Source organism: Nannocystis sp. RBIL2, from assembly GCF_026626745.1.
Taxonomy (GTDB): Bacteria; Myxococcota_A; Polyangia; order Nannocystales; family Nannocystaceae; genus Nannocystis.
Genome location: NZ_JAPNJW010000001.1, coordinates 865861 through 891075, shown reverse-complemented (window position 1 = coordinate 891075; position 25215 = coordinate 865861). Strand labels below are relative to the sequence as shown.

At 70.4% G+C, this 25215-nt stretch carries 25 protein-coding genes; 15 read left to right on the top strand and 10 right to left on the bottom strand.

Annotated elements, in window-relative coordinates; all coding sequences use genetic code 11:
- Nucleotides 1-96: 96 nt before the first annotated feature.
- Nucleotides 97-1959: a hypothetical protein gene (locus OV090_RS03585; RefSeq protein WP_267702049.1), complete on the top strand. Its 1863-nt coding sequence runs from the start codon at nucleotides 97-99 to the stop codon at nucleotides 1957-1959.
- A 108-nt stretch (nucleotides 1960-2067) separates the two neighbouring features.
- Here OV090_RS03585 and OV090_RS03580 read toward each other — a convergent pair whose 3' ends face one another.
- Together OV090_RS03580 and OV090_RS03575 are read right to left on the bottom strand one after the other, a co-directional pair.
- Nucleotides 2068-2727 (bottom strand): TerB family tellurite resistance protein, encoded by a 660-nt coding sequence (locus tag OV090_RS03580; protein ID WP_267702048.1) that lies wholly within the window; start codon nucleotides 2725-2727, stop codon nucleotides 2068-2070.
- Between the two features lie 253 nt (nucleotides 2728-2980).
- Nucleotides 2981-3340, bottom strand: a complete 360-nt coding sequence (locus OV090_RS03575) for a hypothetical protein (RefSeq protein WP_267702047.1) — start codon at nucleotides 3338-3340, stop codon at nucleotides 2981-2983.
- A gap of 319 nt (nucleotides 3341-3659) precedes the next feature.
- On the opposite strand from OV090_RS03575, the gene OV090_RS03570 reads away from it, so the two are divergent.
- The gene (locus OV090_RS03570; protein WP_267702046.1) at nucleotides 3660-4142 is read left to right on the top strand and encodes a cytochrome c; all 483 of its coding nucleotides are present in this window, start codon (nucleotides 3660-3662) and stop codon (nucleotides 4140-4142) included.
- A 32-nt stretch (nucleotides 4143-4174) separates the two neighbouring features.
- Here the strand turns inward: OV090_RS03570 and OV090_RS03565 are convergent, their stop codons facing one another.
- Both OV090_RS03565 and OV090_RS03560 read right to left on the bottom strand, forming a co-directional pair.
- Nucleotides 4175-5887 carry a DUF3616 domain-containing protein gene (locus OV090_RS03565; RefSeq protein WP_267702045.1) on the bottom strand — a complete coding sequence of 571 codons (1713 nt, stop codon included), beginning with the start codon at nucleotides 5885-5887 and terminating at the stop codon, nucleotides 4175-4177.
- 58 nt (nucleotides 5888-5945) lie between these two features.
- Nucleotides 5946-6299 carry a hypothetical protein gene (locus OV090_RS03560; RefSeq protein ID WP_267702044.1) on the bottom strand — a complete coding sequence of 118 codons (354 nt, stop codon included), beginning with the start codon at nucleotides 6297-6299 and terminating at the stop codon, nucleotides 5946-5948.
- Between the two features lie 250 nt (nucleotides 6300-6549).
- On the opposite strand from OV090_RS03560, the gene OV090_RS03555 reads away from it, so the two are divergent.
- The 4 genes from OV090_RS03555 (at nucleotide 6550) to OV090_RS03540 (ending at nucleotide 9274) form a co-directional block, all read left to right on the top strand.
- The gene (locus tag OV090_RS03555) at nucleotides 6550-7512 is read left to right on the top strand and encodes an STAS domain-containing protein (protein ID WP_267702043.1); all 963 of its coding nucleotides are present in this window, start codon (nucleotides 6550-6552) and stop codon (nucleotides 7510-7512) included.
- Between the two features lie 44 nt (nucleotides 7513-7556).
- A complete protein-coding gene (locus OV090_RS03550) occupies nucleotides 7557-8333 on the top strand; it encodes a hypothetical protein (RefSeq protein WP_267702042.1) in 777 nt (258 codons plus the stop codon).
- Between the two features lie 78 nt (nucleotides 8334-8411).
- Nucleotides 8412-8909 (top strand): MarR family winged helix-turn-helix transcriptional regulator, encoded by a 498-nt coding sequence (locus tag OV090_RS03545; RefSeq protein WP_267702041.1) that lies wholly within the window; start codon nucleotides 8412-8414, stop codon nucleotides 8907-8909.
- On the top strand, nucleotides 8906-9274 hold the full coding sequence (locus OV090_RS03540) for a VOC family protein (protein ID WP_267702040.1): 369 nt from the start codon (nucleotides 8906-8908) through the stop codon (nucleotides 9272-9274). Before OV090_RS03545 ends, OV090_RS03540 begins: the two co-directional genes overlap by 4 nt.
- A 40-nt stretch (nucleotides 9275-9314) precedes the next feature.
- On the opposite strand, the gene OV090_RS03535 is transcribed toward OV090_RS03540, so the two are convergent.
- Nucleotides 9315-10859, bottom strand: a complete 1545-nt coding sequence (locus OV090_RS03535) for a hypothetical protein (RefSeq protein ID WP_267702039.1) — start codon at nucleotides 10857-10859, stop codon at nucleotides 9315-9317.
- Nucleotides 10860-11152: 293 nt separating this feature from the next.
- On the opposite strand from OV090_RS03535, the gene OV090_RS03530 reads away from it, so the two are divergent.
- The 5 genes from OV090_RS03530 (at nucleotide 11153) to OV090_RS03510 (ending at nucleotide 14749) form a co-directional block, all read left to right on the top strand.
- The gene (locus OV090_RS03530; RefSeq protein ID WP_267702038.1) at nucleotides 11153-12586 is read left to right on the top strand and encodes a hypothetical protein; all 1434 of its coding nucleotides are present in this window, start codon (nucleotides 11153-11155) and stop codon (nucleotides 12584-12586) included.
- A 126-nt stretch (nucleotides 12587-12712) separates the two neighbouring features.
- Nucleotides 12713-13300 carry a hypothetical protein gene (locus tag OV090_RS03525; RefSeq protein ID WP_267702037.1) on the top strand — a complete coding sequence of 196 codons (588 nt, stop codon included), beginning with the start codon at nucleotides 12713-12715 and terminating at the stop codon, nucleotides 13298-13300.
- 131 nt (nucleotides 13301-13431) lie between these two features.
- Nucleotides 13432-13632 carry a hypothetical protein gene (locus tag OV090_RS03520; protein ID WP_267702036.1) on the top strand — a complete coding sequence of 67 codons (201 nt, stop codon included), beginning with the start codon at nucleotides 13432-13434 and terminating at the stop codon, nucleotides 13630-13632.
- 24 nt (nucleotides 13633-13656) lie between these two features.
- Nucleotides 13657-14283, top strand: coding sequence for a hypothetical protein (locus OV090_RS03515; protein ID WP_267702035.1), 627 nt, complete (start codon nucleotides 13657-13659; stop codon nucleotides 14281-14283).
- Nucleotides 14284-14533: 250 nt separating this feature from the next.
- Nucleotides 14534-14749, top strand: coding sequence for a hypothetical protein (locus OV090_RS03510; RefSeq protein WP_267702034.1), 216 nt, complete (start codon nucleotides 14534-14536; stop codon nucleotides 14747-14749).
- 16 nt (nucleotides 14750-14765) lie between these two features.
- Here OV090_RS03510 and OV090_RS03505 read toward each other — a convergent pair whose 3' ends face one another.
- On the bottom strand, nucleotides 14766-15713 hold the full coding sequence (locus OV090_RS03505) for a chlorophyllase (RefSeq protein WP_267702033.1): 948 nt from the start codon (nucleotides 15711-15713) through the stop codon (nucleotides 14766-14768).
- Between the two features lie 128 nt (nucleotides 15714-15841).
- Between OV090_RS03505 and OV090_RS03500 the strand changes: the two genes are divergently transcribed.
- On the top strand, nucleotides 15842-16624 hold the full coding sequence (locus OV090_RS03500) for a helix-turn-helix domain-containing protein (protein WP_267702032.1): 783 nt from the start codon (nucleotides 15842-15844) through the stop codon (nucleotides 16622-16624).
- Between the two features lie 15 nt (nucleotides 16625-16639).
- Here OV090_RS03500 and OV090_RS03495 read toward each other — a convergent pair whose 3' ends face one another.
- Complete coding sequence (locus tag OV090_RS03495; RefSeq protein WP_267702031.1) at nucleotides 16640-18328, bottom strand: hypothetical protein; 1689 nt, start codon at nucleotides 18326-18328, stop codon at nucleotides 16640-16642.
- Between the two features lie 478 nt (nucleotides 18329-18806).
- Between OV090_RS03495 and OV090_RS03490 the strand changes: the two genes are divergently transcribed.
- On the top strand, nucleotides 18807-19337 hold the full coding sequence (locus OV090_RS03490; protein ID WP_267702030.1) for a DUF1622 domain-containing protein: 531 nt from the start codon (nucleotides 18807-18809) through the stop codon (nucleotides 19335-19337).
- 46 nt (nucleotides 19338-19383) lie between these two features.
- Here OV090_RS03490 and OV090_RS03485 read toward each other — a convergent pair whose 3' ends face one another.
- From OV090_RS03485 to OV090_RS03475, 3 genes are read right to left on the bottom strand one after another with little or no spacing between them, the layout of a single operon-like run.
- Complete coding sequence (locus tag OV090_RS03485; protein WP_267702029.1) at nucleotides 19384-21612, bottom strand: xanthine dehydrogenase family protein molybdopterin-binding subunit; 2229 nt, start codon at nucleotides 21610-21612, stop codon at nucleotides 19384-19386.
- Nucleotides 21609-22604, bottom strand: a complete 996-nt coding sequence (locus tag OV090_RS03480; RefSeq protein WP_267702028.1) for a xanthine dehydrogenase family protein subunit M — start codon at nucleotides 22602-22604, stop codon at nucleotides 21609-21611. Before OV090_RS03480 ends, OV090_RS03485 begins: the two co-directional genes overlap by 4 nt.
- Nucleotides 22601-23095, bottom strand: coding sequence for a (2Fe-2S)-binding protein (locus OV090_RS03475; RefSeq protein ID WP_267702027.1), 495 nt, complete (start codon nucleotides 23093-23095; stop codon nucleotides 22601-22603). The genes OV090_RS03480 and OV090_RS03475 overlap by 4 nt, the downstream gene beginning before the upstream one ends.
- A gap of 273 nt (nucleotides 23096-23368) precedes the next feature.
- Here OV090_RS03475 and OV090_RS03470 point away from each other — a divergent pair, with 273 nt between their 5' ends.
- Together OV090_RS03470 and OV090_RS03465 are read left to right on the top strand one after the other, a co-directional pair.
- The gene (locus tag OV090_RS03470; RefSeq protein WP_267702026.1) at nucleotides 23369-24637 is read left to right on the top strand and encodes a hypothetical protein; all 1269 of its coding nucleotides are present in this window, start codon (nucleotides 23369-23371) and stop codon (nucleotides 24635-24637) included.
- Nucleotides 24638-24766: 129 nt separating this feature from the next.
- Nucleotides 24767-25141, top strand: coding sequence for a helix-turn-helix domain-containing protein (locus tag OV090_RS03465; protein WP_267702025.1), 375 nt, complete (start codon nucleotides 24767-24769; stop codon nucleotides 25139-25141).
- The last annotated feature ends 74 nt before the right edge of the window (nucleotides 25142-25215 follow it).

The window sequence follows — 25215 nt, the reverse complement described above, 5'->3', positions numbered from 1 at the left end:
GCTGGCCCGCGCCAGCTCCGGCCGGGCCGCGTCGAACCGGAGCACGATGTTTTGGCGGCCGCCATCGGCCGCGCGAACGGGTACCTTCGAGGGGTGATGCGCAAGCTTCGCTCCTCGCTCTGCGGTCTCCTCGTGTGCGCCTGCGGCGGCGCCGATCCCGAGCGTCCCGCGGACGTCGCCGACGCGCCGAATCCGGCCGCTACGGCCGGGCCCGTCGAAGCGCCGTGGATCGAGAGCCCCGCGCGCACATTCCCGGCGACCGCGATCGATCGCCGCGAAGCGCCGGTCTTCGGCCACCTGCTCCTCCCGCGACCCGCGGCGTGGCTCGCGGAGCTCGGCGAGCAGGTGCTGCCGCCGCGCATGAGCGGCCTGGCGACGCCGGCCGGGCTGCTCGGGTTCGTCGTGCTGTCGACCGGGCTGCCGCCGGCTCTGGCCGAACATGCCGATCTCGAGCGACCGTTCGGCTGCGTCGTCGGCGAGCTTTCGCCCGCGCCGCGGGTGGCCTGCTCGCTGGGTTACCGCGGCGGGGCCCTCCAGTTCACGACCGACGTCGGGGCCCGCCAGGCCGGCGCGAGCGGTCACGTCGCCGAGTTCGAGGTCGGTGGCTACCCCGTGTTCATCGACGCGATCGGCGGCGACGTCGTCTTGAGCGTCGAGACCGGCTTCTTCGCGGAGGTCGACGAATACATCGAGTCGGCGCTGGTCGGGCGCGCCGACGCGGTCCGCAGCGACCTCGAGTTCGTGGTGTTCTCCGAGCACCTGTACGCGCGCCATGGCGACACGCTCCTGGCGCTCGCCGACGTCCCCGAAGACAAGCTGGCCACCGGCCTGCTGAACGCCACCAGCGAGTCCGAGCGCCGCCTGTGGGAGATGCGGATCGAGGCCGAGCGTCGCAACGACCGCGCGGCGATGCAGAAGTTCGGCGAATACGTGCAGGTGACCGGGTTCGTCGATCTCGACCGCGGCCGGCTCTCTCTCGGCGCGCAGCTGATCCCGCGGGTCGGCGGTCGCTTCCCGGCGGACAGCCTGACGCGCGGGCGCAGCCTCGATCCGGAGCTCCTCGCCGGTCTGCCGCGTGAGGTGGTGGCGCTGGTGGCCTACGACATCGACCCGTGGGCGACCGTCGGCATCAATCGCTACACCTCGGGGCCGATCACCGAGGACGACGTGCGCAACGCGATCGCCAGCCTCGCCGCGCTGTGGGCGGCCGTCAACGACAGCTCGGCCAGCGCGGCCGAGGTCGCGCTGAACCGTCACTTCCTCGAGGATCGCGCGCTGTACAGCGGCTCGGCCGCGTGGGCGATGCTCGATCATCCGGGCACACCCTTGACCGTGGTCGGCATCCGGCGCCTCGCGCCCGGGCAGTCGGGCCGCGCGTCGTGGCTCGCCTGGACCGAGAACATGCAGTCAGGGGTGCTCCGCAGCGACCTGGCGAAGAGCTTCGCGTGGTCGTTCGTCCCGGGTGCATGGAGCCTCGACGGCGCCGAGGTCGATCGCTGGACCATTCGCGCGGTCCATGCCCGGGCGCTCGCCGAGATCGCAGCGATCGATCCGGCGCTCGCCTCGATCGCGCGTGAGGGGGTCGCCATCGACCGCGTCGAGCGCGACGGCTACGCCTACTTCGTCGTCGCCCCCGGCGCCGAGGAGGCGGTGCTGCGGCGGGTGTTCGCGGCGCGAGGCGGCGAGCACCGGCTCGGCGACGAGCCGCGGTTCAAGTCGCTGCGAGCCCGCGACCCCGAGGCGTTCATGCTGTTCGGCTTCGACCTCGCCCGGCTCCGCGGAGCGCTCGCCGCCCAGCCCAACCTGGTCCGGGCGCTCGACATGCAGAAGCTCGTCGAAGCCGACATCGGCGAGGCGCTCGACGACTTTCTGATGTCCTGCGGCGAGACCGAGCAAGGGCTCGCCCGCGGCGAACTGGTCATGGGCCCCGGGTTGCTGCGCGCGCTGCGTGCCCTCTAGATCGCCGGCCTGTCCCCACCGAAAGCACGACAACGAGCGTGCGTTCGAGCGGTGGAGCGGTCGCCGACGACGACCTGGCGTCGATTCGACGCCAGGTCCCGCGGGCATTCAGGCGGCGGCGAGCTGGGGGTCGAGGGCGAGGCGGGAGTGAACGCGCTGCAGCAGCGCGGCTTCGTCGGCGGAGACCTCGCCGTCGGCGCCGGCGATGGCCTCGAGGTAGCGGTAGACGGCCAGCTTCTGCGGCTCGTCGAGGACCTGCGCGAGTACGCCGGCCAGGTCGACCGGGTCCGGGAGGTCCTTCGGCCGCTGCAGCAGGCGCAGCAGCGCGTCGGCCTCGAAGTCTTCGAACAGGTTGGCGCCGATCCGGATCGCCGTGCTCACCTCGTCGCGCTCGATCTTGCCGTCGGCGGCGATCATCGCCGCGGCGAGGCCGTACGCGATGTGCACGATGCTCAAGCCGGCGTCGTCGGGCGGGATGCCGGCCTCCGCGAGCGCCTTGCGGACGGCCGCCGGATCGGGGCTCAGGACGGCGCCGCGGAAGACCCCGTAGACCAGCAGGAACGGGTTTATCACAAGCGCTGTGATGCTGAACCAACCGACCACGGCGGACAGGCCGACCTCCTTGAAGATCGACTTGCGCACGCACGAACGGCAGCCGATGAACTTCTTGGTGCCGATCTGATATGCGATGAGAAACCCGCGGACATAGGGTAGGGTGGCTAGGGTGTCGAGCTCGCGTTCCTGGCACGTGGGGCAGCGGTGGGCCATGTCATCCTCCTGTCTCTCGGACAGCGCCTCGAACTGTACCAGACTGGACCAGGGCGCCGGCATGGCATCAACGGGCGGAACTCCGTGCGAACGACGTTCTGTTCAATTGGGGCGGGGCGCTCGGACCGGAGGGGCCCTGCTGCCGGGGCGGATCATCGGCCCGCCGACGCGGATAGGGTCGGAGGCGCTTCAGCAGGGGCCTCGTACGCTCCGGGTCGCGATTCGCACTGTGAATATCGACCCGGGGCGGCCTTCAATAGACGTACTGCAGCAGATCTGGCCAGCCGTCGAGCTCGAGCTTGACCGGCGAGGGCATGAGCTGCTGCAGGGGCGTCAAGTCGACGACGCGCTGCTCCGTGATGAACGCCTCGCATGCGTCGCCCATGGCGTCGTGGTGGACCCGCACCAGCAGGATGTCGGTGTCGAGCACGATCCCGGCGAAGCACAGGGTGAAGTCGTGCATGGTGCACCCGCCGCAGTAGCCGACGTCGAGCACGAGGTCGTCGCCGACGACCTTCGCCGCGTCGATGGCGAACATGTCGCCCGCGCCGAGGTCGACGCTCGATCGACCCGCGAATCGGCGCAGGGCAGGGCGTGTGCGCCATCGATTCATGGCAACGTGTCCCGTTCATCGGAGATGTCATTGTCAGTAGGACTGGAGTCGGCCGTCGCTCGGCCGGGCGTCCGCGAGCCTGAGCTCGGTGCCTGTCTCGAAGGACGCTCGAGACATTCCTGGTAACGAGGGATTTTACCAAGCGCCCAGGCAGCTTCTCTGCGGAGCTTGCGCGCAAGCGTTTTTGGCACCGTGCTGCAGATGCGCGTGCGTCTTGCGTCGACGAAAGAGTTCAGTCGTCGCGCGCTCGCTTGCCGCGCCCGCGGGCCCGTCCCAAGAGGCCTCCGAGGTCATCATGCGCTCGCTCCTCCCTCGAAACATGTTCCTCACTCTGGCTGGCGCGCTCGTGGCGGTGCAGTTCTCGGGCTGCGCCAAGCGTGGTTCCCAGGACCCCGCCGACCCCGAGGTCGCGCCCGGCCCCGCCGAGCAGAAGATCGCCGGCGGCACGCTGTTCGAAAAACACTGCGCGAAGTGCCACGGCGCGCTCGGCAAGGGCAAGGACGATGTGCCCGCGGTGGTCGGCGAGGCGGCGCTGGCCCGCTTCAACAACGCGCAGGACGTGTTCGACTTCATCAGCAAAGAGATGCCCAAGGACAACCCCGGCAGCCTCAATGAGGGCGAGTACTGGGCAATCGTCGCCTTCGACCTCAAGGCCAACGGGGTCGACGCCGACGAGACAGTCGGCCCGCAGAACGCGTCCACCTTCCTGCTCCACTCGGAAGGCGACAAGGCCGACGACAAGCAGGACGCGGCCAAGGGCGATCACACCGGCGACCGGGTCTCGTCGGACGTCAACGAATAGACGTCCGGCGAGAGCCTCGCACCGTCGGCGACTCACGGGACGTGGACGACGACGTCGCTGAAGTACTGACTGGAGAGCGAATTGTCCTTGCAGATCGTGCCGCTGATCAGGTGTTCGCCCTGGTCGAAGACGATCTGCACGTCGTGGGTGTCGGGGTAGACGACGATGCTCTCCGGCCCCGAGTCGCTCGGGAACGAGGTGATGTTCTGGACCAGCACCGGCGCCTGGTCGGCGACGCCGCTCCACTTGTAGAGGCGGTACGGCCCCGCGGTGCCGTCCTTCGGCCCGCCGAGGATCAGCATCGCCGCGTGAACCGGTGACCACGCCATCCCGCGCACGCGCAGGCCGCCGAGGTCGAGCAGGATCGCCTCGCCGAACTGCGCGACGGCGCCGTTCAGCGCTGCGTCGGCGTTGAGCAGCGTGACCAGGATCGCGTCGGTGCCTTGTAGCGGGTTGCGGAAGCCGATCACCAACTGCTTGGGGCGCTGTGCCGTGGGCAGCCAGGCGAGGCCCTCGATGTTGGCGCCGTTCACCTTGGGCGCGAGGTTGGCGTCGGTGGACTTGCTCAGGTTGGCCGCGGTGCTGAGCGTCGCTATCACGCTCGCGTTCGGCGTCAGCCAGTTGGCGCTCTTGATCATGTCGTCGAGAAGCTTCGAGGTATAGCCGACGGTCGTCAGCGACACGTTCGGTGCGGTCCCGGCGACGTCGACGGCGAAGAAGCGGTAGCGCATCCGCTCGAGCTTGCCGCTCTTGTCGCGCCCGTGCGAGCTGACGACGTAGATCCGGTCGCCGATCCGCGCCGCGTCCTCGAGGTCCGCTTCGTCGGAGCTCGACAGGCCGATGCTGGAGGACACGTCGAAGGTCTTGGCGGCGTTGGCGTCGGCGCCGCGCTGGTAGACTCGCAGGCCCTGGTTTTCGTCGTTGCCGTCGAGGAAGTAGGCGCCGTCGAGGGCGACGCCGAACGAACCGTCGCAGCTCTGCTTGTATTTGCCGGGCGTCGGGTCGAGCACGACCTCGCCGCCGTCGTCACCGGTGGTGCCGCCCTCCTCGGCCTCGTGCCAGGTCACGCTCAGCTTGGGCCGCTTGGCCTTGGTGCCGTACTCGCTGGCGCGGAACTCGAGCCGATTGCTGGTACCCGCACCGTCGAGGAAGAAGCCGCGGTTCTTGCCCGGGTTCGCCACCCACTGCTGCACCAGCGCGACGCCGGCGGCGTTGAGGGAGAAGGTGACGGCGCCGGTGTCGGCCGCGGAGAACGAGCCGAGCGCGGCGGTCCCGCGGTCACTCACGCCGTAGCCGCCGGCCGTCTGCCAGCTGCTGCCGGTGTTCCACACCTTCCAGGTCGCGTTCGCCTCGTTCCACGCGCGCTTGGCCTCGTACAGCGAGAACGTCTCCGGGCTCTTGTCGGAGATCTCGAGGGTGATGCTGACCGACTCGACGACCGCGGTGGTCGGGATCGCGGCGCTCAGGTCCCACGACAGCAGCGCCAGGACCTCGGTGTCCGCCTCGACCGACAGGCTGGTATCGGCGCCGTTCTTGGCGGTGGGCGAGTCGCCGTCGAGCATGGTGTCGCGAGTGCCGGCGTAGCTGCTGGTCGGCGCCTGGCCGTCCTGGAAGCTGACGGTCACCGGCCCGCCGGCGCGCGCGAACACGGCATCGTCGTCGCCGTCTTCGCAACCGTGTGACATGAACGCGAGCGCGCCGCTCGCAACGAGGGACAGGACATGAATGCAGCGAGTGTGATGCATGGGATGACGCGACCATCGGGCCGGACAGGCCCGCGCCGGGCATCCTAGGTATTCTCGATCATGAATGCGGTGACATGTCGGTCACAGCCCGGCGGCACCTCGTGACGACGATTCCGTCGCGGGCGCGCGCGCCGATCGATTGGCTGGCCTCGGTCACGAAGGCCCGCGGCGCGCTCGCGGGCGCGGCCGTGCCGGCGCTCGACTCGAGCGGCTCCCGTGTTCGTCGCGCTGCGAGTCGCAGCCTGAGCCTCGCCAGAGAGGCCGCGCCGATCGCCGCGACGGCCGCGAGAGTCCCGAACACCCAATTTCGCTCCGCGGCTGCCAATCCGCCGAGCACGAGCATCACCAGCAGCGAGCTGGCGAGCATCACGCCGAGCATGGGCGTGGAGTGTTCCTGCGAGCGCAGCGCCATGCGCCTGCGATCACACGCCGAAGTCCCGCACTGGCTGTCGGGTATGCGCAGTCGACGCTCTCCCTACTTCGGAAGCGCCGTGCGCGCAATGTGGTCTTCGGGCCGACGCAGAGCCCGACGTCTCCCGGCGCCGAGGGAACGATGTCGACCAATCCCGCTCGCAGGGCGCCTGCAGGGGCCGACGAGCGCGTTGCGCGTTGTGGCGCATTCAGGAAAACATTTTCTGGCGATGGGTTATTCTGGCCCCAGCATGGACGAGCGTTCGAGTGGCCCCGAGGACGCGTCGGCGACGGCGCTGGCGGATGATTGGTCCGTCCTCCTGGCAGTGACCGAGCAGCTGAACGAGGCGACGGTCCGCGAAGCCACGCTGCAGGCATTCCTCCTGGCGGCGCCGCGGCGCGACGAGGCCGAGGTGGTGCTCTGCACCGTCGAGCACGACGCCGCCGACAAGCCGGAGTGGCTCTCGGTCGCGGTGGTCCGGCCAGCAGCGGTGCGGCCGGCGCGGGCCCACGTCGGCGGCCGCTACCACCTCCCCGACATGCCGTTCTCACGGGTCTGGCTCGAGCAGCCGGGCGTGCCGGTGCTCGTCGGATCTGCCGCGACCGATCCGCGGATCGATCCGGTCCTGCGCGACATGTGGGCGGCCGCCGGCATCAAGGCGGCGCTGATGATCGCGTTGACCCTGCGCGGCCGCGTCGTCGGCGTGTTCTCGATACAGTGGAGCTGCGAGGTGCCGCTCGGCCCGCGGGAGCAGCGGATCTACCAGATCCTCTCGCGCAACGCGGCGCTGTTGCTCGAGAACATGGTGATCGTCGATCGCCTGCAGGCCGCGCTGGCCGAGCGCAGCGCGCCGCTGATCCCGATCACCGACGACATCCTGGTCATGCCGCTGATCGGCACGCTCGACGAGAGCCGCCGCGCGCGGATCCTCGAGGTGGCGCTGCAGGGGTCGTCCGCCGCGCGGGTCACGATCATCGACATCACCGGCGTCCCGTCGCTCGACGTCCACGGCGCCGCGCTCCTCACCAGCACCGCCCAGGCGCTGCGGCTGCTCGGCGTGCTCCCGATCCTGAGCGGCGTGCGTGCGGAGGTCGCCCGGGACCTGATGTCTTTCGGCGATGCGCTGACCGGCATCGTGACCTGCGGGACGCTCCAGGCCAGCGTCGAATACGCCCTGCGGCAGCTCGGCAAGTCGTATTCGCGCGCGATCTAGGCCCGCGCCGCGGCTCGGTCCGGTCGTCGTGGTATATCGCGGCGATGACGACCCCATCCGAGTCGGGCCGGCGCGCCGGGACGAACGTGCTCCGCGAATGGATGCCCGACCGGATCCTTCGCCTCATGGTGTTGCAGCAATTGATCGACGTCGGTGAGGTCGAGCCGATCACCGCCGAGGCGGCCTACCCGGCGGTCCGCGGCGAGCCGTACGACGCGTGGGCGGAAGACGGCCATCGCTTCAACGAGGACATCGCGGCGTACATCGACGACACGCCGGTCGACGAGGCGATGCTGGCGAAGGTGACGCGGTTGCCCACGGACCCGACTGCGGACCTCGTGTTCGTGATCTGGCCGCAATTCGACGGCGAGAGCGACGAGTTCGACGTCACCGATCTGTCCGGCCTCGATCGCTTGCCCGCGCTCGCGGAGCTGTTCGTCGAGGTCCACCGCCAGGCCGACCTCGCGGTCGTGGCGCGTTGCGCCCACCTGACCGCGGCGTCGCTGGACTGCCGCGTGCCTGTCGACCTCTCCCCGCTGGCCGCGGCGCGCGGGCTGCAGACGCTGGATCTGCGGCACGCCGAGAACGTCGCCGACCTCGCCTGGCTGCGCGCGCTGCCGGAGCTGGCCACGCTCCGGCTGCACGGCGATCCGCAGGCGCTCGATCTGCGGCCCCTGCTCGACATGCCCGCGCTCGGCTCGTTCGCCCTGCTGCGCACTGCGTTCGTCGAGGGGACGAACCCGTCCGTGCTGACGTTCGGGGACAACGCGCTGGTCCTCGCCGCCCTGTTCGTCCGCGGCGTCGCGGTGGAGACGCGCTGAGGCTGACCGGCGGTCGCGCGGGTCCGCCCCGGTCGCGGCCGCCGTGGGGTCCTTCGGCTTGACAAATGGTTCACGCGGATGAACCATTTGCTCACGCAAACTATGGTCCGCAGCCCCGACGACCCTGTCAATGCCCGCCTGGGCGGCCTGATCGAGGCGTTCATGAACCGGGTCGCCCATCCTCGCGGGCGCGCGCTGGCGTTCTTGACCCGGTCGTCGGTCACCGTCGACCAGGCGATCCTCGTGAACCACGCGCTGGCCCGGCCCGGCAGCACCCCGACCAGCCTGGCGGCGACGATGAACCTGTCGCTGCCCTCGATCAGCCAGATGCTCGAGCGGCTGGCGCGGCTCGGCATGCTCCGGCGCACCGAAGACCCGGCCGATCGCCGACGCAAGACGATCGAGGTCACGCCGAAGGCGCGACGGTTCCTCCGCGAGCTGCAGGCGGTCCGCTCGCAGGAGTTCTCGGCCGGCGCGGCTGCCCTGTCGCCGGCCACGCAGCAGCGGCTCGTCGCGGCGCTCGAGCGAGCGCTGACCGAGCTCGACGCCGACCCGTCCGGAGGAGAACCGCGATGATTCAGCTCGACCACCTGGCCGTCGAGGCGCGCGACGTCGCCGCCTCGGCGCGATTCCTGGCCGACATCCTCGGCCTCGCGGGGCCCGTGCCCGAGGGCGAGGACGACGACATGTTCCGCATCGACCTCGACCACGGCGTGTTCGTCCTGTTCTCGCCGGCGAGCGAGCCGCGCTTCTCACACGTCGCTTTCCGCGTCGACGCTGCTCGCTTCGAAAGCATCGTCGACCGCCTGCGCGCGCGGGGGGTCGCGTTCGGCAACGATCATGACGACACCCGCAATCACCGGACCGAGGACTTCCTCGGTGGTGCGGGCCGCGTCTATTTTCACGACGCCGACGGTCACCTGTGGGAGGTGACCTGCTGAGGCGCCTTCTCGCAAGGCCCGGGGCTGTTCGCCGCGCGCCTCAGGGCGCGAGGCCGTCGAGCTCGATGCGGAGCGCGCGGACGACGATCTCGCCCGGGAGGGCGCCGTGCAGGCGCAGGCCAACCGCCAGCGAGCTGCCGTACGCCTGCGCGTGCGTGGCGACGAGGGTGTCGCCGAACTCCCCCCAGGCGTCGAACGTCGCCAGCCGGGGGATGGGCAGGGTGAGGACCTCGAGCGGGTCGGTGCCGTCCATGGCCACGCGGAACAGGTGCAGCGTCGAGGTGGTGGCGTCGCTGACCACCGAGGGCTGGCAGAAGCAGCCGATGCGGTCCTGGCAATCGAGGGTGTACTCGTAGGTGGTGTCGAGCTGGGTGGTGATCACGACGGCCCAGGCGAGGCCGTCCGGCGTGCGGGCGAGGGTGGCGGTTTGGTCCTCGAAGCCGGTGGCCGTGGCGCTGCACGACGCCGGGCACGTGTCGTCGTCCTCGGGGAACACGGAACCCTCGCACTGGCCCTCGAGCAGGCCGAAGCCGGGGATCTGGGCGGCGGCGCTGGTCTCGTCGTCGATCGGCCAGGCGACCTCGAGGAGAGCGTCGTCCTGGATGAGCGCGGCGAACGGAGCCCCGACCGGCGGGGTCGGCTGCGCGCTCGGGGCCAGGAAGTAGTGCTGGCTGTCGGACGAGTTGAAGTTCTTGCCGAGGCGCTGCACGGCGCCGTCGACCTCGACGTCGAGCCAGTACAAAGTGTCGTCCTGACGCATGTCGGCGGCGAGGAGGCGCCCCTTCGCGTCGCGTCCGAACTTGGGCGTGCCATAGCCGCCGGTCGGGAAGGCGACGGGCGTGCTGGTCCATGTGCCCTGGTCGTCGCGGACGAGCTCGCGGAAATCCTCGGGCCCCTCGCCGAAGTGCCAGATGTGCGGCCGGCCGTCGGGTAGGACCTGGAACCCGGCCAGCGGCTCGCCGGCGATGCCCACGTGGGCGGTCTCCTCGGCCCAATCATGAGCCTCGGCGACGTAGGCGATGTCCGAGTCGCCGGGATCGAGCGTGCCCTGGACCTCGGCGGCGACGTGCAGATCGCCGCCGGGGCCGGCGGCGAGGTGAATCGTGCTGCGCGCGAAGCGGGCCGGCAGCGTGACTCGCTGGGCCGAGTCGGTCGTGACGCGGAAGAGCATGCTGTCGGAGCCGCTCGCGGTGGCGACCCATGTGACGTCGGGCGTGGGAGCGACGCGGACGCCAGGGCTGCCGAATTCGAGGTCGCCGCATCGAAGCTCGACGTCGGCGGAGATCGGGCACATCCCGGAGGGACAGACGGCAGCGGCGTGGTCGCCCGGGAAGACCTCGACGTCGCACGCGGGCGGCGGCGGATCGACGGTCGTGGTGGACGTGGTGGTCGGCTCGTCGAGCGTGGTCGTGGAGGTCGGGGTGAGGGTGGTGGTGGTGGTGGTCGTGGTCTCGCCGGGATCGGTGGTGCCGTCGGTGGTGGTCTGGGTGCCGCCGTCGGTGGTGGCGTCGCTGGTCGAGGTCGAAGGGCCACACGCGAGGGACAGGGCGCTGGCGTTGGCGAGGAGCATAAGTAGGCTGCGCATGCGCGGGAGGCTATCACAGACCCGGGGCGCGGCGGCGCGAAGTATCGGCAGGTATACCGCCGGTGGTGATAGTCGCCCGAGGCAATGGCGGTAGAGCATTGCATGCACCGCAGGCGCCGGGAGTGTCATGCGCACGCTGCGCGTGACCCGTGCGGGGAGCGTTGCAGCCCCTCGCTACATCGCGCGGAGCGCTTCCTTCCATTTCGACGTGGATCGAGGCGTCGGCGGGATCGGGTATAAGTCCCGCCGCTCCTGGAGAGCGAAGACGGATGAGACATTTACTTGGGTTGGGGATGGTATGGGCCGCTGCGCTGTTCACCGCGTGCGGCAGCGACGGAGGCACGAGCACCGAAACAGGCGGAGGCAGCACGACGTCGTCGTCGTCGACGACGGGAGGAGGCGACACGAGCTCGAGCAGCCAGGGCACGTCCTCGCCCGCGACGACGAGCGATGAAACGAGCACGAGCACTAGCACGAGCGACTCGAGCACTTCCTCGCCCACCACGACGGGCGACGAATCCGCGCCGGACTGGGTCTCGGAGGTGCCTGCGGGCGGCGGCTGGTTCGAGCTCACGGCCTCCGAGCCGTTCGAGCAGTGGGCGGCGGCGAACCTCGAGCCCGCGACCGGCTACTTCGGCTCGGCGCCCATCGGAGCAGTGCGCGACGCGTACTGCAACCCGATCTTCGATCACGCGGGCAAGGCGTTCTACATGTTCGGCGGCGGCCACTTCGATGGCAGCATCAACGCCGTCTTCAAGCTCGATGCAAAGACGTTGCAGTACAGCATCGCGGTGCCGCCGACGCCGCCCTCCGCGTATCCGCCGGCCTATACCGCGCCGAACTCTGCCATCGTCTATCCGTCCGGGGCGTCGAACGGGTTCTTCCAGAGCGCGGAGACGCTGATGGACCCCGCCGATACGCCCTTCGCGGCGCCGTTCGCCGCGCCCCAGTCGAGCCACACCTATTCGGCGATGAGCTTCGTCGACGGCAAGCTGGTCCTGCATTACGGCCCCGTGCGCGACGCCGACGTGGTGAGCGGGACGTGGACCTACCTCGACAAGGACACGTACGGACCGCAGCTCGTGCAGTTCGATCCCAACTACGGCGAAGCGGTGCTCCAGTCGGGTACGCACACCGCCAACGATCCGGAGACCGGCAAGGCGTGGACGACCCTGGTCTCCGGCGATGCCGGCCTGAACTGGCGCACCCGCGTGCTCGTGATCGAACCCGCGACGCACACGATCGAGGAGGTCGTGAACGCCCCGTGGGACGTGAACGGCAGCTCGTCGATCGTGGTCGGCGGGTCACACGTCTACCTGTTCACGCCGACGGTCGCCGACGACATGGCGACCTCGACTCGCGGCTGGCGCATCGACAAGGCGACGCTCGCGGTCGAGCACCTGACGCTCACCGGTGATCTGCCGAGCTGGCCCGACGGCGCGCCGACCCAGGAGAGCGTGGTGGTCTTCTTCGACGGGACCCGGCTGAACTTCTGGAACTACAGCGTGGACGCCGATAGCGACGCGTTCTTCCGCCTCGATCTCGAGCCCGCGAGCGGCTCCGGCACGCAGGAGGATCCGTACGTGCTGACGGCCGAGAGAGACCAGCGCCCGGTCTCGACGATGCCCGCGCCGGCGCTGACGTACGACCTGACCTACATCGACGACTGGGGCGTCGTGCTGTTCCTGCCGAAGGCCAACGCCAAGCTGTGGGCGATCAAGCTCTGAAGCGATCGGGCGCCCTCGTCCCCTTCCGGCAACGGTCGAGGCCGGTGGCGCAAGGACCCGCACCCGTGGACCTTCAGCCGTGTCGCGCGGGCGGTGCACTCTGAGGGTCCCTCCGAGGAGAGACCCATGCGTGGACTCAAAACGCTCGTATGTGCCCTCGCGCTCGCTGCCTGCGAAGGCGGCGATGGTGGAGCCGACAGCAACAACGGTCAGGTCAGCGACGAGCTCGAGGGCTACTGCATCGCCACCTTCACGGGCAGCCACGAGTTCCTCAACCTGAGCGGCGGCGTCGCGCTCAGCGTCGAGGAGGGGCAGCGCTACCTGCTCACCGGTCTGCCGGACTCGCCGGCGATCGTGTACCAGCACAAGGACGGGGCGTTCGACCTCGAGCTCGACGTGGCCACCGCGCCGATCGAGGCGCCGTGCCTCGCCGACGGCGCGGCGCTGACGTGGGAGTACGTCGCGTTCGCCAAGCTCGAGGTGTATTCGGACCAGGCCCTGCAAGACCTGGTGTGCACGATCGAGAAGTTCGCGAGCGGCAGCGGGATGGGCTTCGGCTACGGCTACGTCGCGGACAACGTCTACGAGGTCTTCCCGGGCGGCGAGTTCTGCGACGGCCTGAAGTCGGGCTACGTGCGGGCGTCGCGGATCACGGTCGGCGACATGGGCCACGTCGGGGTGCCCGTCCTGCAGCTCTTCAAGCTCGAGGAGTGAGTCCGGCAGAGAGCGAGAGCGCCGAGCTGACCTCGGCGAGCTCTCGGCGTCGCGGCTGCCGTGCGGCCGCGCCGCGCGATCGATGGTGTCGCGGCTGCGGCTCGCAGGGTATCCTCCGCACCGGGGACGCCATGACGATCGACACCGACCATTCGTGGTCCGAGATCATCGACGAGCAGGACGGCTGGCGGGAGATCCACGTCAATTGCATCTTCGCCGACGAGGTCGACTTGCCGTCGCTGCTGGCGCGGCCCGAGCTCGATGCGACCGGCGAGCTGTGGATCGAGCACTGGATGACCGCCGATACGCTGCGGGACGACTATCGCCCGTGATTCGACGCCCTGGCCGGGCGACCCTTGCCGGCGCTGCGCAGCCTGACTTTCGGCGGCTACTCGGACCGTTCGATCGACGCGCATCTGGGGACGGCGGCCGGGCTCGCCGCGACGCTGGAGACGCTCGATCGCTTGGTGCTCGTCGGCGATGGCTCGCAGCTCGCGCCGATCCGCGCGCCGCGATTGCGCGAGCTGTGGCTCGAGCACGGCGCCTTCCCGGCCGCGGTCGCGCGGGAGGTGCTGGCGACCAGCGTGTTGCCGTCGCTGGTGGCGGCGCGGATCCGGCTGAACAACATGGACGGCAGAGATCCGGACCTGGCGACGTTTGGCCGGATCGCCGCGCTGTTCGAGCGCGACGACATCAAGCTCGAGCATCTCACGCTCTCGGGCGTGGCGTTCGCGCGCGACGACTTCGCTACGCTGCTCGCCTCGCCGGTGACGACCCGCCTGAAGCTGCTCGACCTCGGCCGCGGTTGCACGGTCGAGGGCGGCGCCGAGACGGTGCTGAAGCTGCGCGAGCGGCTCTCGGACGTGCTCGTCGTGCCGCCGATGGGCGTCGAGGCGGCCGCGCTCGTCGCCGGCGGGCTGCGGTCCTGCGCGCGCCACGAGCTCCATGCGATGATCGGCCCGGCGGTCCCGAGTCGCTGGTAGATCGCCGCGGCGCAACAAGCCCGTGCATGCCGCCCGGCGAATATCCACGGTGACGAGGCGGGCGCGCGCGAGGGCAGTGCGCGGCGCGCTTGGAGAGTTGCAGCGGTGCGAACGGGGCTCGCACCGTTGCGACGACGCAGCGGCCCGTGACGCGTACACTGGCCGCATACGCTTACGGGCGCGACTGTGAGCATTGTTCACGGCACGCACGAGTCACCGCTGATTCATCCATCAGCACGAGGAACCAACCATGAAGAAGCTTGCTTTCATTCTGTCCTTCGCAGTCGGCATCATCATCGCCAACACCGCGCTGGCCGCCCAGCCCACCAAGGCCTGCACCGCCAGCAACGAGGGCGAGACCGTGACCACCTGGAACAAGGCGCACACGCGCTCGGAGACTTACCTCTGCAGCTCGGGCTGGCAGTTGATCCGCGTCTGCGCCAACGGCGTCTGCGAAGAATACTGAGGCGTCGCTCCTGCGCTCATTTGGACTCGATCCGCCCGAGCGGGTCGGCGGCGCGGGTGAACGCATGTTGGGCCGCTTGCCACGCGGGGTCTCCGGGATAGAGCTGCGTGCGGAGGTAGGCCGCCGAGAGGCGCTGGACCGCGGCGACGCGGGCGGGGTTCTCGTCGGTGGTCTCGGCGGCGTCGTAGCCCGAGACGCCGCCGAGGCCGTGCCCCGCGTCGAACAGGGTGAGCAGGGATTTGGGGCCAGGCGCGAGGACGTAGGGATCGGCGTGCCAGGCGGCGCCTGCGGTGGTGAGGTGGGGAGACCCGTCCTTGTCGCCGGCGACGACGAGCGCGGGCGTCGTCATCGTCGAGAAGTCGATGGTCGAGAAGAATGGGTAGTGCTCGGCTGCGTACTTGCTGAGGGCGTCGCCTCGGCCCGGCGCGGCGAGCAGCACGCCCGCGCGGATCCGCGGCTCCGCGAGGCTCACCTCGCTGCCGTCGCGTGGATCCCGGAGCCGCGCGCCGAGCAGCACGCTCGCGGTGTGCCCGCCCATCGAGTGGCCGAGGACGGCGACCTTGCTGCGATCGACGCGTCCGGCGAGCGCAGGCGCGGCGCGTTCGATCGCGTCGAGCTGGTCGAGGATCTGCTTCATGTCCTCGGCGCGCGAGCGCCAGAAGAGCGGCGCATCGGGGTGATCGGAGCTGCGGAAGGGCAGCGTCTTCGAGTCGAGGTGGGTGGGCTGGATCACGACGAAGCCGTGAGCCGCGAAGGAGTGGGCGAGGGGGGCGTAGCCGTTCAGGGAGGAGAGATGGTTGGAGGGGCCGTGGCCGTGCGAGAGCAGGAGGATGGGCAGCTCGCCGCCGGTCACGGGCGCCGTGACGCGCAGCTGAAGATCCACCGCGCGGCCGGGGACCGGCAGCACGATGGGGCTGATCGAGAGGACCTGGGTGGGGCGCGCTGCGGGAGTGGGTTCGGTCATGGTGTGGATTCCCTTCGCCTCCGTGGGTAGCTCGGGTGACCGATGTCCGATTGGAAGGACCGGACATTTCCGGAGCGACACTGACGCGCCGGCTTGAACGATCGCCGTCGGCGCGCGACAGTACGTGGGTGCTGCACACGCTGAGCGCCACCGCCGCGACCTCTCCGCTCTCGCGCTTCATCGAGGACGTGCTCGTGCTCGTGCCGGCCGCCGGACGCGCGCGTTACGAGCGACTGCCCGACGGAAGGACGACGGTCGTGTTTCGCGTGCTCGAGGAGGGCCGCAGCGGCGATGTGTGCGTCGTCGGCCCGCGCATGCGCGCGCTGTTCAAGGACGGCGGCGGCGTCGCGCGGGCGATCGTCCTGCAGCTCAAGCCCGGCTGGTCGACGGCGCTGCTCGGCGTGGCAGCGAACGCGCTGACGGATCGGGTCGTGCCGCTGGAAGACATCTGGGGCCGCCCGGGCAGCGAGCTCTGCGACGCGCTGCTGGCGACGCGGAGCCTGCCGGAGGTGCTCGAGCGGGTGTCCAGCGCGATCGCGCTGCGGACGAGCGACAGCTTCGAGACGTCATCGGCACGGCTGGCGCGCCGCGCGGTTCACCTGTTCGAAGCAGGCGAGGCCCGGGTGGAGCGCGTGGCGGAGCAGCTCGGCGTCACTGCGCGGCATCTTCGCCGCACCTTCACGGAGTGCGTCGGCATCGGCCCGAAGGACTTCGCGCGCACGGTCCGCCTGCGACGCGCGGTGCGGATGGCGGCGACGTCGAAGGACTGGGCGCGCATCGCCGCAGACGCGGGCTATTACGACCAGGCGCACCTCATCACCGACTTTCGCGAGCTCGTCGGGCTGACGCCGGGCACCTTCCTCAAGCGTCGCGTCGACTCCGGTGAGGCGGAGGTCGGGCTCCGCGACTGAGCGCCGACGCGGCCGTCAGACTTGCCAGAGGCGGAGGCCGTACGCGTCGGCGGCGACGCAGAGCACGCCGTCGACCGAGAGGGCGAGCCCCTCGGCGTCGATCGTGATGCGCGGGCGCTCGGGGTTCCGTCCGAGGTCGACGCGCTCGAGGAGCGTGCCCTGCTTCGCGTCGTAGAGGCTCACGGTGCTCGTCACTGTCTTGCTGGCCGCGTCGTACACCCGCTCGCTGACGACGAGGCGCGCGCCGTCAGGCGAGAACGCGAGGTGGAAGCCGGCGTCGGGGGTCTCGTCCGGATGGATGGCGCCGCCCTGGAGCTCGTGGAGGACGCGGCCGGACTCGAGCTCGACGATCCGCACCCCCACCGATCGCTTGCCGATCGAGCCGAGAGCCACGAGCGCGCCGTCGGCCGAGGCGGCGAACACCGAGGCGCCGGCCCAGGTCGTCACGAGCGCGCCGGTCTCGAGGTCGAAGAGCTTCACCGCGGACGGGCCGGTGAGCATCATGGTGCCCGCGTCGTAGGCCTGGACGTGGGCGAGCAACCGGTCGCCGGCGGCGCCGAGCCGGCGCACTTGCTTCACGCGGGGCACGGTCTTCAGCGTCCGCTGCGTGGCGAGGTCGAGGACGTGCAGGGTGTCGGCGGTGTCGGCGACGACGACCCGGCCGCCGCCCACACAGGCCAGAGTCGTGAGCGCGTGGCCGGGCCGCCACGGCTCGCGCTGGAGCGGCTTGCCCGTGGCGCACGCGCGCAGCACGAGCCGATCGGCGGGCTCGTTCGCCCGCGATTGCTCGAGCACCGCGACTGTCTGGCCGTCCACGGACAGGTCCATCGCCGCCGCGTGCTTCTGCTTCCACAGGCGCTCGCGTCGGCCCACGTCGTGGACGAAGAGCTCGTAGTTGGCGCCCCAGACCGCGAGGCGCTGGCCGTCGGGGCTGAACGCCACGCGGCGCGGGTATTCCTCGTCGAGGACCGCGGGCGGCTGCTTCAGCGGCGGGAAGGACGGGCGGACGGCCGGCGGATCGCTCGTGGCGGCGAGCACCTGCGGGCGCACGGGGCCGGGCGCTTTCTTCTTCGGCAGGCGCGCGAGGAGGGGAGCCCACTCCTCCGCCGGAACATCCTCGAAGGCGCGCTCGAGCTCTGCGCGGAGATCGATGTTGAGGCTCGCCTCGGCCTTCTTGTCGAGGAAGGCGAAGTACCAGCGCCACGTGCCGAACTTCGAGAACCACGTGACGAATTCGGCGAAGCTGAGGCCCTTCAGCGGGTACGCCGCGTCGGCGCGGTGTACGAGGTAGATCGTCGGTTCCTCGGCGAAGTAGTCGATGGCGAGCTCGTTCGACTCGCCCGCGACGCTGGCGAGCAGCTTGAGCCGCATGCGGAGGTTGAGCGGGTCGATCGACTTCTTGTCGAAGTAGTCCCCGTGCTCGTTGAAGAACTGCTCGTAGAAGGGGAGGTCCGTCCACTCGAGCTCGTCCACGTCGGCCTTCTTGACGACGCGGTGCTCGCGGAACGCCCCCCTCTTGAGCCCGCCGAACATCTCGGCGAGACCGACGAGGACGGCCTCTTCGCCGTTCCAGGACAGCTTCAGGCCGTCGCTCTTGGCGTAGAAGCGGGCGACGTCGCGCGGCAGACCGCCCGGGAGGACGGCGGCGATCGCCGGCTTGAGCTTCGCCAGCTTGCTCGGGGGGGACTTGAGGCGGCGTTCCATGCCGGCGCGAAGACACCACGGATCGGGGCGCGAAGAGAAGCGGAGATCCCCGGATGCTCATGACGCGAGAGAGGGGGGCGCTGCCAGAGGAATACGTGTCGCTGTTTCGAGTGGCTACTTCGCCGCGCTCCCGAGCGGAGCGTTCAGGGGGCGAGATGCAGGGGTCTCCTCGTCGACAGCGATCGGCTCGCCCGTTCTTCGGCGATGGTGGAGGCGGCGATCGCCAGCAGTTGCGGAGAGTCGGCTGTCGCTCCGCGACGTGATGCTGTCACGTTGCCTCGCGGCGGCGCGGAGATCACGAGCTTAGCGAGCCCGAGGTCGAGCTGCCGCTGCGGCCGAGCACGCTCGGCAAGGCGAGAAAGCGGCCGCAAACTGCGCCGGCGGGCTCGTCGGGGGGGTCCGTCGCGCAGCGGTCGGGCGCGCGGGCGGGAGGACGCTGCGGCCGCGCCAGGTCGGGGGCGTCGATCATGGTTCTTGGGTGGTGCGTCTCCTCCGCCTCGCTCCGCTGCTGCTGCTGTGCGCGTGCCCTCTCACCGTGCGCATCGAGGAGCACACGGCGGCCGAACCGGCAGCCGTCGCGCCCGCCCGCGAGACCTGCGAGAACGCGATTCCGGGCGCGTGCGCCACGGAGATGGTGCTGGCGTCCGTCGTCCAGTACATGACGTTCTTCGCCGAGCTGTGCGGGGCCCTGGTGATCGCAGTCGCGGTGCTGCGAGCGCTGGCCCGCTTCGTGCCGCACCTGCCGCGCCGCGCCTCGCCGCACGACACCTACCAGGACGAGATCCGGCTGCAGCTCGGCAAGTCGCTGGCGCTGGCGCTCGAGTTCGAACTGGCGGCCGACATCCTCAAGACCGCGGTGGCGCCGTCGCTGGCGGTGATCGGTCAGCTGGCCGCGATCGTGGTCCTGCGCACGCTGCTGAACTACTTCCTCGAGCGCGAGCTCCGGCAGGCAGAGAGCCGCGGAGCGGGGCGCGAGACGTCCGAGCTCGCGCGCGAGCGGCCGGCGTGAGGCCCCCGCTGGTGGTGTCGCGCGTGCGTCGGGCGAGCGCCGGGAATCACAGCAGCTTGTCGAGGGTGATCGGCAGCTCGCGGATCCGCCTGCCGGTCGCGTGGAACACTGCGTTGGCGATCGCGGCCGCGACGCCGACGATCCCGATCTCGCCGAGGCCCTTGACGCCGAGCGGGTTGACGACGTCGTCGCGCTCCTCGACGAACACTACGTCGATCGCGGGCACGTCGGCGTGGACCGGTACGTGGTACTCGCCGAGGTTGTGATTGACGAAGCGGCCGAGCCCGTGGTCGAGCATGCTGTGCTCCTCGAGCGCCATGCCGATGCCCCACACCACGCCGCCGAGGATCTGGCTGCGCGCGGTCTTGGGGTTCAAGATTCGTCCGCCCGCGACCGCGCTGACCACTCGCCTCACGGTCACGGTGCCGAGCGCCTCGTCGACCGCGACCTCGACGAACACCGCCGAGTGGGCGTTGCTGGTGTAGCGTGATTGACGGGCGAGGTCGGGGATCGCGGTGGTCTGCTCGGCGATGCTGCCGAGGCCGGCGTGGCGCATGATCGCGGCGATCGGCACGGCCGGAGCGACACCGCTGCACAGGCGCAGGCTGCGATCGACGAACTCGACGTCTTCGAGCGCGCGTCCGCCGAAGGGCGAGTCGGGCATGGTCTGCGCCAGCTTCAAGAGGCTGTGCTGCAGCGCCCGACACACCGCCAGCACGGCGGAGCCGACCGAGGAGGCGGTGGCCGAGCCGCCCTGGATCATCGCCGGCGGCAACGCGGTGTCGCCGAGCTCGAAGCGGACCGCGGCGAGCGGCAAGCCGAGCTGCTCGGCGGCGATCTGGGACATGATCGTGTAGGTGCCGGGGCCGATCTCGCCGCTGGCGCTGGCGACGTGCAGCCGGCAGTCGGCGGTCAGCAGCGCCTTGGCCTGCGAGGGGGCCTGCTGCGCCTCCCAGATGCCGGTGGCCATGGCCCAGCCGATCTGCAGCGCGCCCTCCCGCATCGATCGCGCGGCCAGGGAGCGCCGGTGCCAGCCGAACCGCGCCGCGCCCTCGCGGTAGCAGTCGCGCAGGGCCTTGCTCGAGAACGGGCGCCGGTGGTCCTGATCCTCCTCGGCGTAGTTCTTGAGCCGCAGCGCCAGCGGGTCGATGTCCAGCGCGTCGGCCAGCTCGTCGATCGCCGACTCGAGCGCCCACAAGCCGGTGACGGCCCCCGGCGCGCGAGCGTCGATCGGGGTGTAGAGATCGAGCGCGGCCACGCCGTACTCGAGCCGCGTGTTCGGGCACTCGTAGAGCACGCCGGACCAGGGGACCACGTTCTCGCAGTAATCCTCGAAGCGCGAGGTGTTGCCGACTGCCTCGTGGATCAGCGCGCGCAGCCTGCCGTCTCGCTCGGCGCCGAGGGCCACGCGCTGGCGCGTCCACGGGCGGTAGCCGATGGTGAACATCTGCTGGCGGCTCAGCACCACCCGGACCGAGCGCCGCAGCTCGCGGGCGGCCAGCACCGCGAGAAACAATTGATATTGCGGGCGCAGGCCCGAGCCGAAGCCGCCGCCGACGAACGGGGTGACGACGCGGACCTGGTCGCTCGCCAGGCCGAACACCTTGCACACGTAGTCGCGGCTGTTGGTCACGCCCTGGGTCTTGTCGTGGATCGTCAGGCTGCCGTCGGCCTCGACGATCACGGTGGTGGCGTGCGGCTCCATCGGGTTGTGGTGCAGCGGCGGGTGCTCGTAGGTCGCCTCGACGCGCACGGGCGCGGCCGCGAGGGCCTCGTCGGCGCGCCCGCGCGGCTTCGGCGGCGGGGTGTAGCCCTTCTTGCCGCGGGCCGGCTCGTGCGCCTCGGCCTCGACCTCGGCGAGGCGGGTCTCGTGCGGCGCGGCCTCGTAGTCGACCTTGACCAGGCCCGCGGCCTCGCGCGCGAGCTCGAAGCTCTCGGCGACCACGAGCGCGATCGGCTGGCCGCTGAACTGGACCTCGGCGTCGTGGAGCGGGCGCAGCGGCGAGCCGCCGGGGGCGACCATGTCGCGCCAGCTGCGGTCGCGCCAGGCCAGCCGCGGGGCGTTCTCGTGGGTGTATACCTGCAGCACGCCGGGCAGCGCGAGCGCCTCGGCGGCGTCGATGCGGACGATCTTGCCGCGGGCGATCGCGCTGGTGACGACAAAACCGTGGACGAGGTCGGGGGCCGTGAACTCGCCGGCGTAACGGGCCTGACCAGTGACCTTGGCCCGGCCGTCGACGCGATCGTGGGGTGCGCCGGTCTTTCCCGTGGTCATGCGCGTGGCCCTCCGGCGACCGCCTGCTGCAGCGCGCGGACCACCGCGCGGCGGACGAGGGCGATCTTGAAGTCGTTGTGGCCGCAGCCGCGAGCGTCGCGCACGAGGTGCTCGCCGACAGCGGCGAACAGGGCGTCGTCGGGCCTTTGGCCGCGCAGCAGCGCCTCGGCAGTGGGGTCGCGCCACGGCTTGTGGGCCACGCCGCCGAGCGCGAGGCGGGCCTCGGCGATCGTGCCGTCGACCATCCTCAGGCCGACTGCCACCGACACCAGCGCGAACGCGTAGGAGTGACGGTCGCGGACCTTGAGGTAGGTCGAGTGAGCGGCGAAACCCTCGCGCGGCAGCGCGACGGCGGTGACGAGCTCGCCCGGTTGCAAGGTGGTGTCGCGCTCGGGGGCGTCGCCGGGCAGGCGGTGGAACTCGGCGAATTCGATCGCGCGCGCGCCGGCGGGGCCGGTGACGTGCACTGTGGCCGCGAGCGCGGCCAGGGCGACGCACATGTCCGAAGGATGGACTGCGATGCAATGCTCGCTGGCGCCGAGGATCGCGTGGATCCGGTTGACGCCGTCACGCGCCGGACAGCCGCTGCCGGGCGCGCGCTTGTTGCAGGGCAGGGCGGCGTCGTAGAAGTAATAGCAGCGGGTGCGCTGCAGCAGGTTGCCGCCGGTGCTGGCCATGTTGCGCAGCTGCGGCGAGGCGCCGGCGAGGATCGCCTGCGACAGCAGCGGATAGCGGGACGCGACCTCGGGGTGATAAGCGACGTCGCTGTTGCTGACGAGCGCGCCGATCTCGAGGCCGCCGTCCGGCAGCGACTTCACTGCGCGCAGCGGCAGGCGAGTGATGTCGATGAGCCGGCTCGGCGCGGCGATCCGCTCCTTCATCAGGTCGACGAGGTTGGTCCCGCCGGCGATGAACTGGGCCGCGTCATCACCGGCGGCCGCGTGCACCGCCTCGGCGACGTCGCCCGCGCGGGTGTAGCCGAACCGGTTCATGCGTCCCTCCGCGGCCGCATGGCCTGGCCGATCGCGGCGACGATGTTGGGGTAGGCGCCGCAGCGGCACAGGTTGCCGCTCATGAGCTCGCGGATGTCGTCCTCGCTGTGCGCGTGGCCCTCGGCGATCAGACCGACGGCCGAGCAGAGCTGGCCCGGCGTGCAGTAGCCGCACTGGAACGCGTCGTGTTCGATGAACGACTGCTGCAGCGGGTGCAGTGCGTCGCCCTCGGCCAGGCCCTCGATCGTGGTGACGCTGGCGCCGTCGCGCATCACCGCGAGGCTGAGGCAGCTGTTGATGCGGACGCCGTCGACGAGCACGGTGCAGGCGCCGCACTGGCCGTGGTCACAGCCCTTCTTGCTGCCGGTGAGGCCGAGGCGCTCGCGCAGCAGGTCGAGCAGGGTGGTCCAGGGGGCGACCTGCAAGCGCAGCGTGGACCCGTTCACCTTCAAGGTGATGGCGCAGGTGTCGTCGCCCATGCCGGGCAGCATGGGCGCGATGGTCGGGTGCGCGAGCGGTCGCGGCCTGGCACCCCCGCGAGGCGTTCGCCGACCGTCGACACCGGTGCGTGGCGCAAGGCACGCTGGCGAAGCGGCTCGCGACGCGGACCTCCGTCGGGCGCGAAGACGACCGCGCCCGCAGGCGCGAAGAAAGCTCGAACTTTTTTGGATCGCAGCGGAGGGGTCGGCGCTCTTCTCCAGCGTCGAGCAACCACGGCAGCACCGCTGCCGCTTCCTTACTCATCACCGATCCGACGCACCATCATGTCCACCAATCCTCCGACTCAAGTCCAGACCTTCGCGCTGTCGATGTTCACCAACGCCGTCCAGAACGTGACCGGCCAGGACCTCGCCCTGCGGGCGTCCAAGCAGATCAGCCAGGCCCTCGAAAACGCCGCCTCCACCATCGGCCAGTGGCAGCTCGTCTGGGGCCCCGGCGTGCTGGTGGGGAAGGACGGCTACAGCGTCAACACCATGTACGTGTCGCAGAGCGTCGCCGATCCCTCGCAGTACGTGATCTCCATCGGCGGCACCAACTTCAACTCCCCGATCGACACGCTCATCGAGGACCTCCACGTCTACAAGCAGGTGCCCTGGCTGTTCAACATCGGCGCGATCGGAGCCAAGATCGCGCTCGGCACCGCGATCGGTCTGCTCAATCTCCAGAACTTGAGGCCCGCCCCCCGGCTCCCCGGCGAGGGCACCACTCTGGTCGACTTCCTCCGGACCATCGTGAGCAACAAGGTGCACATCACCGTCGCCGGTCACAGCCTCGGCGGCGCCCTCGCGCCCACCGTCGCGCTGTGGCTCGCCGACACTGCGCAGGGGCTGGTGCTGCCCTGGGATCCGGGCAAGAACGCGACGATCGGCGCGCAGTCGTTCGCCGGCCCGACCGCGGGCAACGGCGAGTTCGCCTTCTACTCGGGCGCCAGGCTCGGCGCGTTGCTGCAGCCTGCCTACAACACCCTCGACCTCGTGCCGCACGCGTGGGCGGAGTTCGGCACGCCGTCCCTGTTCGAGATGTGGAAGATCTACGAGCCCAACATCGCCCCGCCCGTGCTGCCCAAGGTCGACCTCTCCTACGCCGCGATCGTGGTGCTGGTCGAGGTGTTCCGGCTGCTGGCCATGGGCGGCGGCTATACGACGCTGCCCAACCTCAAGCCGGTCACCGGCTCGTACACCACGGACGCTTACAAGAGCTCGACCCTCGACTCGCTGCAGAAGTTCCTGGCCCAGGGCGCATACCAGCACATCGAGGGGTACTACGCCCCGTTCGGCTACGACCCGAACTGGATGCCGGCTTCGCCGCCGGAGCCGGTGATCCTGTCGCCGGAGCTCGCGGCGCTGGCGCAGAGCTCCTCGTCGGCGAACGACTTCGTGGCAGCGCTGCAGCAGCGCCCGACGCGGCAGATCCAGGTCGGCGACGTCGTCGTCGACGCGCCCAAGGGCCCCAACGATCCGCAGGCAGATCGCGTCGCCGCCATCGTCCAGGCCGCGTTCGCCAAGCAGGCCGGGGTGAATCCGCCGGCGTGATCGCTCGCGCTCGAGACGGCGTCTCTCGCACCGGCCGGGCCGGTGCGACGAGCCCAGCCGGCGCGCGCGGCCGCAGGGACGCGCGCGCCGGGGTTGTCGGGCCGTGGAGGTCGGGCTAGCGTCTTGTCGATGAAGTCCCTCGCCGATTACGAGCAGAAGTTCGACCGGCTCCACGAGGATTGTCCCGTCCGCGCCGCGCTCGACGTCATCCGCGGGCGCTGGAAGCCCTCGATCTTCTACGAGCTCAAGGACGGCCCGCGGCGCTTCTCGCAGCTGCAAGCGGCGCTCGCGGGCATCACCGCGCAGGCGCTGACGGTGCAGCTGCGCCAGCTCGAGGCCGACGCCGTGGTCGTCCGCACGGTACACGCGGACGAGAGCCCGCTGCGCGTCGAGTACGCGCTCAGCGAGTCGGGCAAGACGCTGTCGAGCGTGCTGGACCAGCTCGAGGTGTGGGGCGCGGCCTATATGGCGCGCCGCGGCACGACGCGATCACGCGTCGCCTGAGCCGCTCACTTTTTGGTGAGCAGCTCAAAAATTTACGACGAGGCATGCAGCGGCGGGCGTCGCTACCTTCCTCG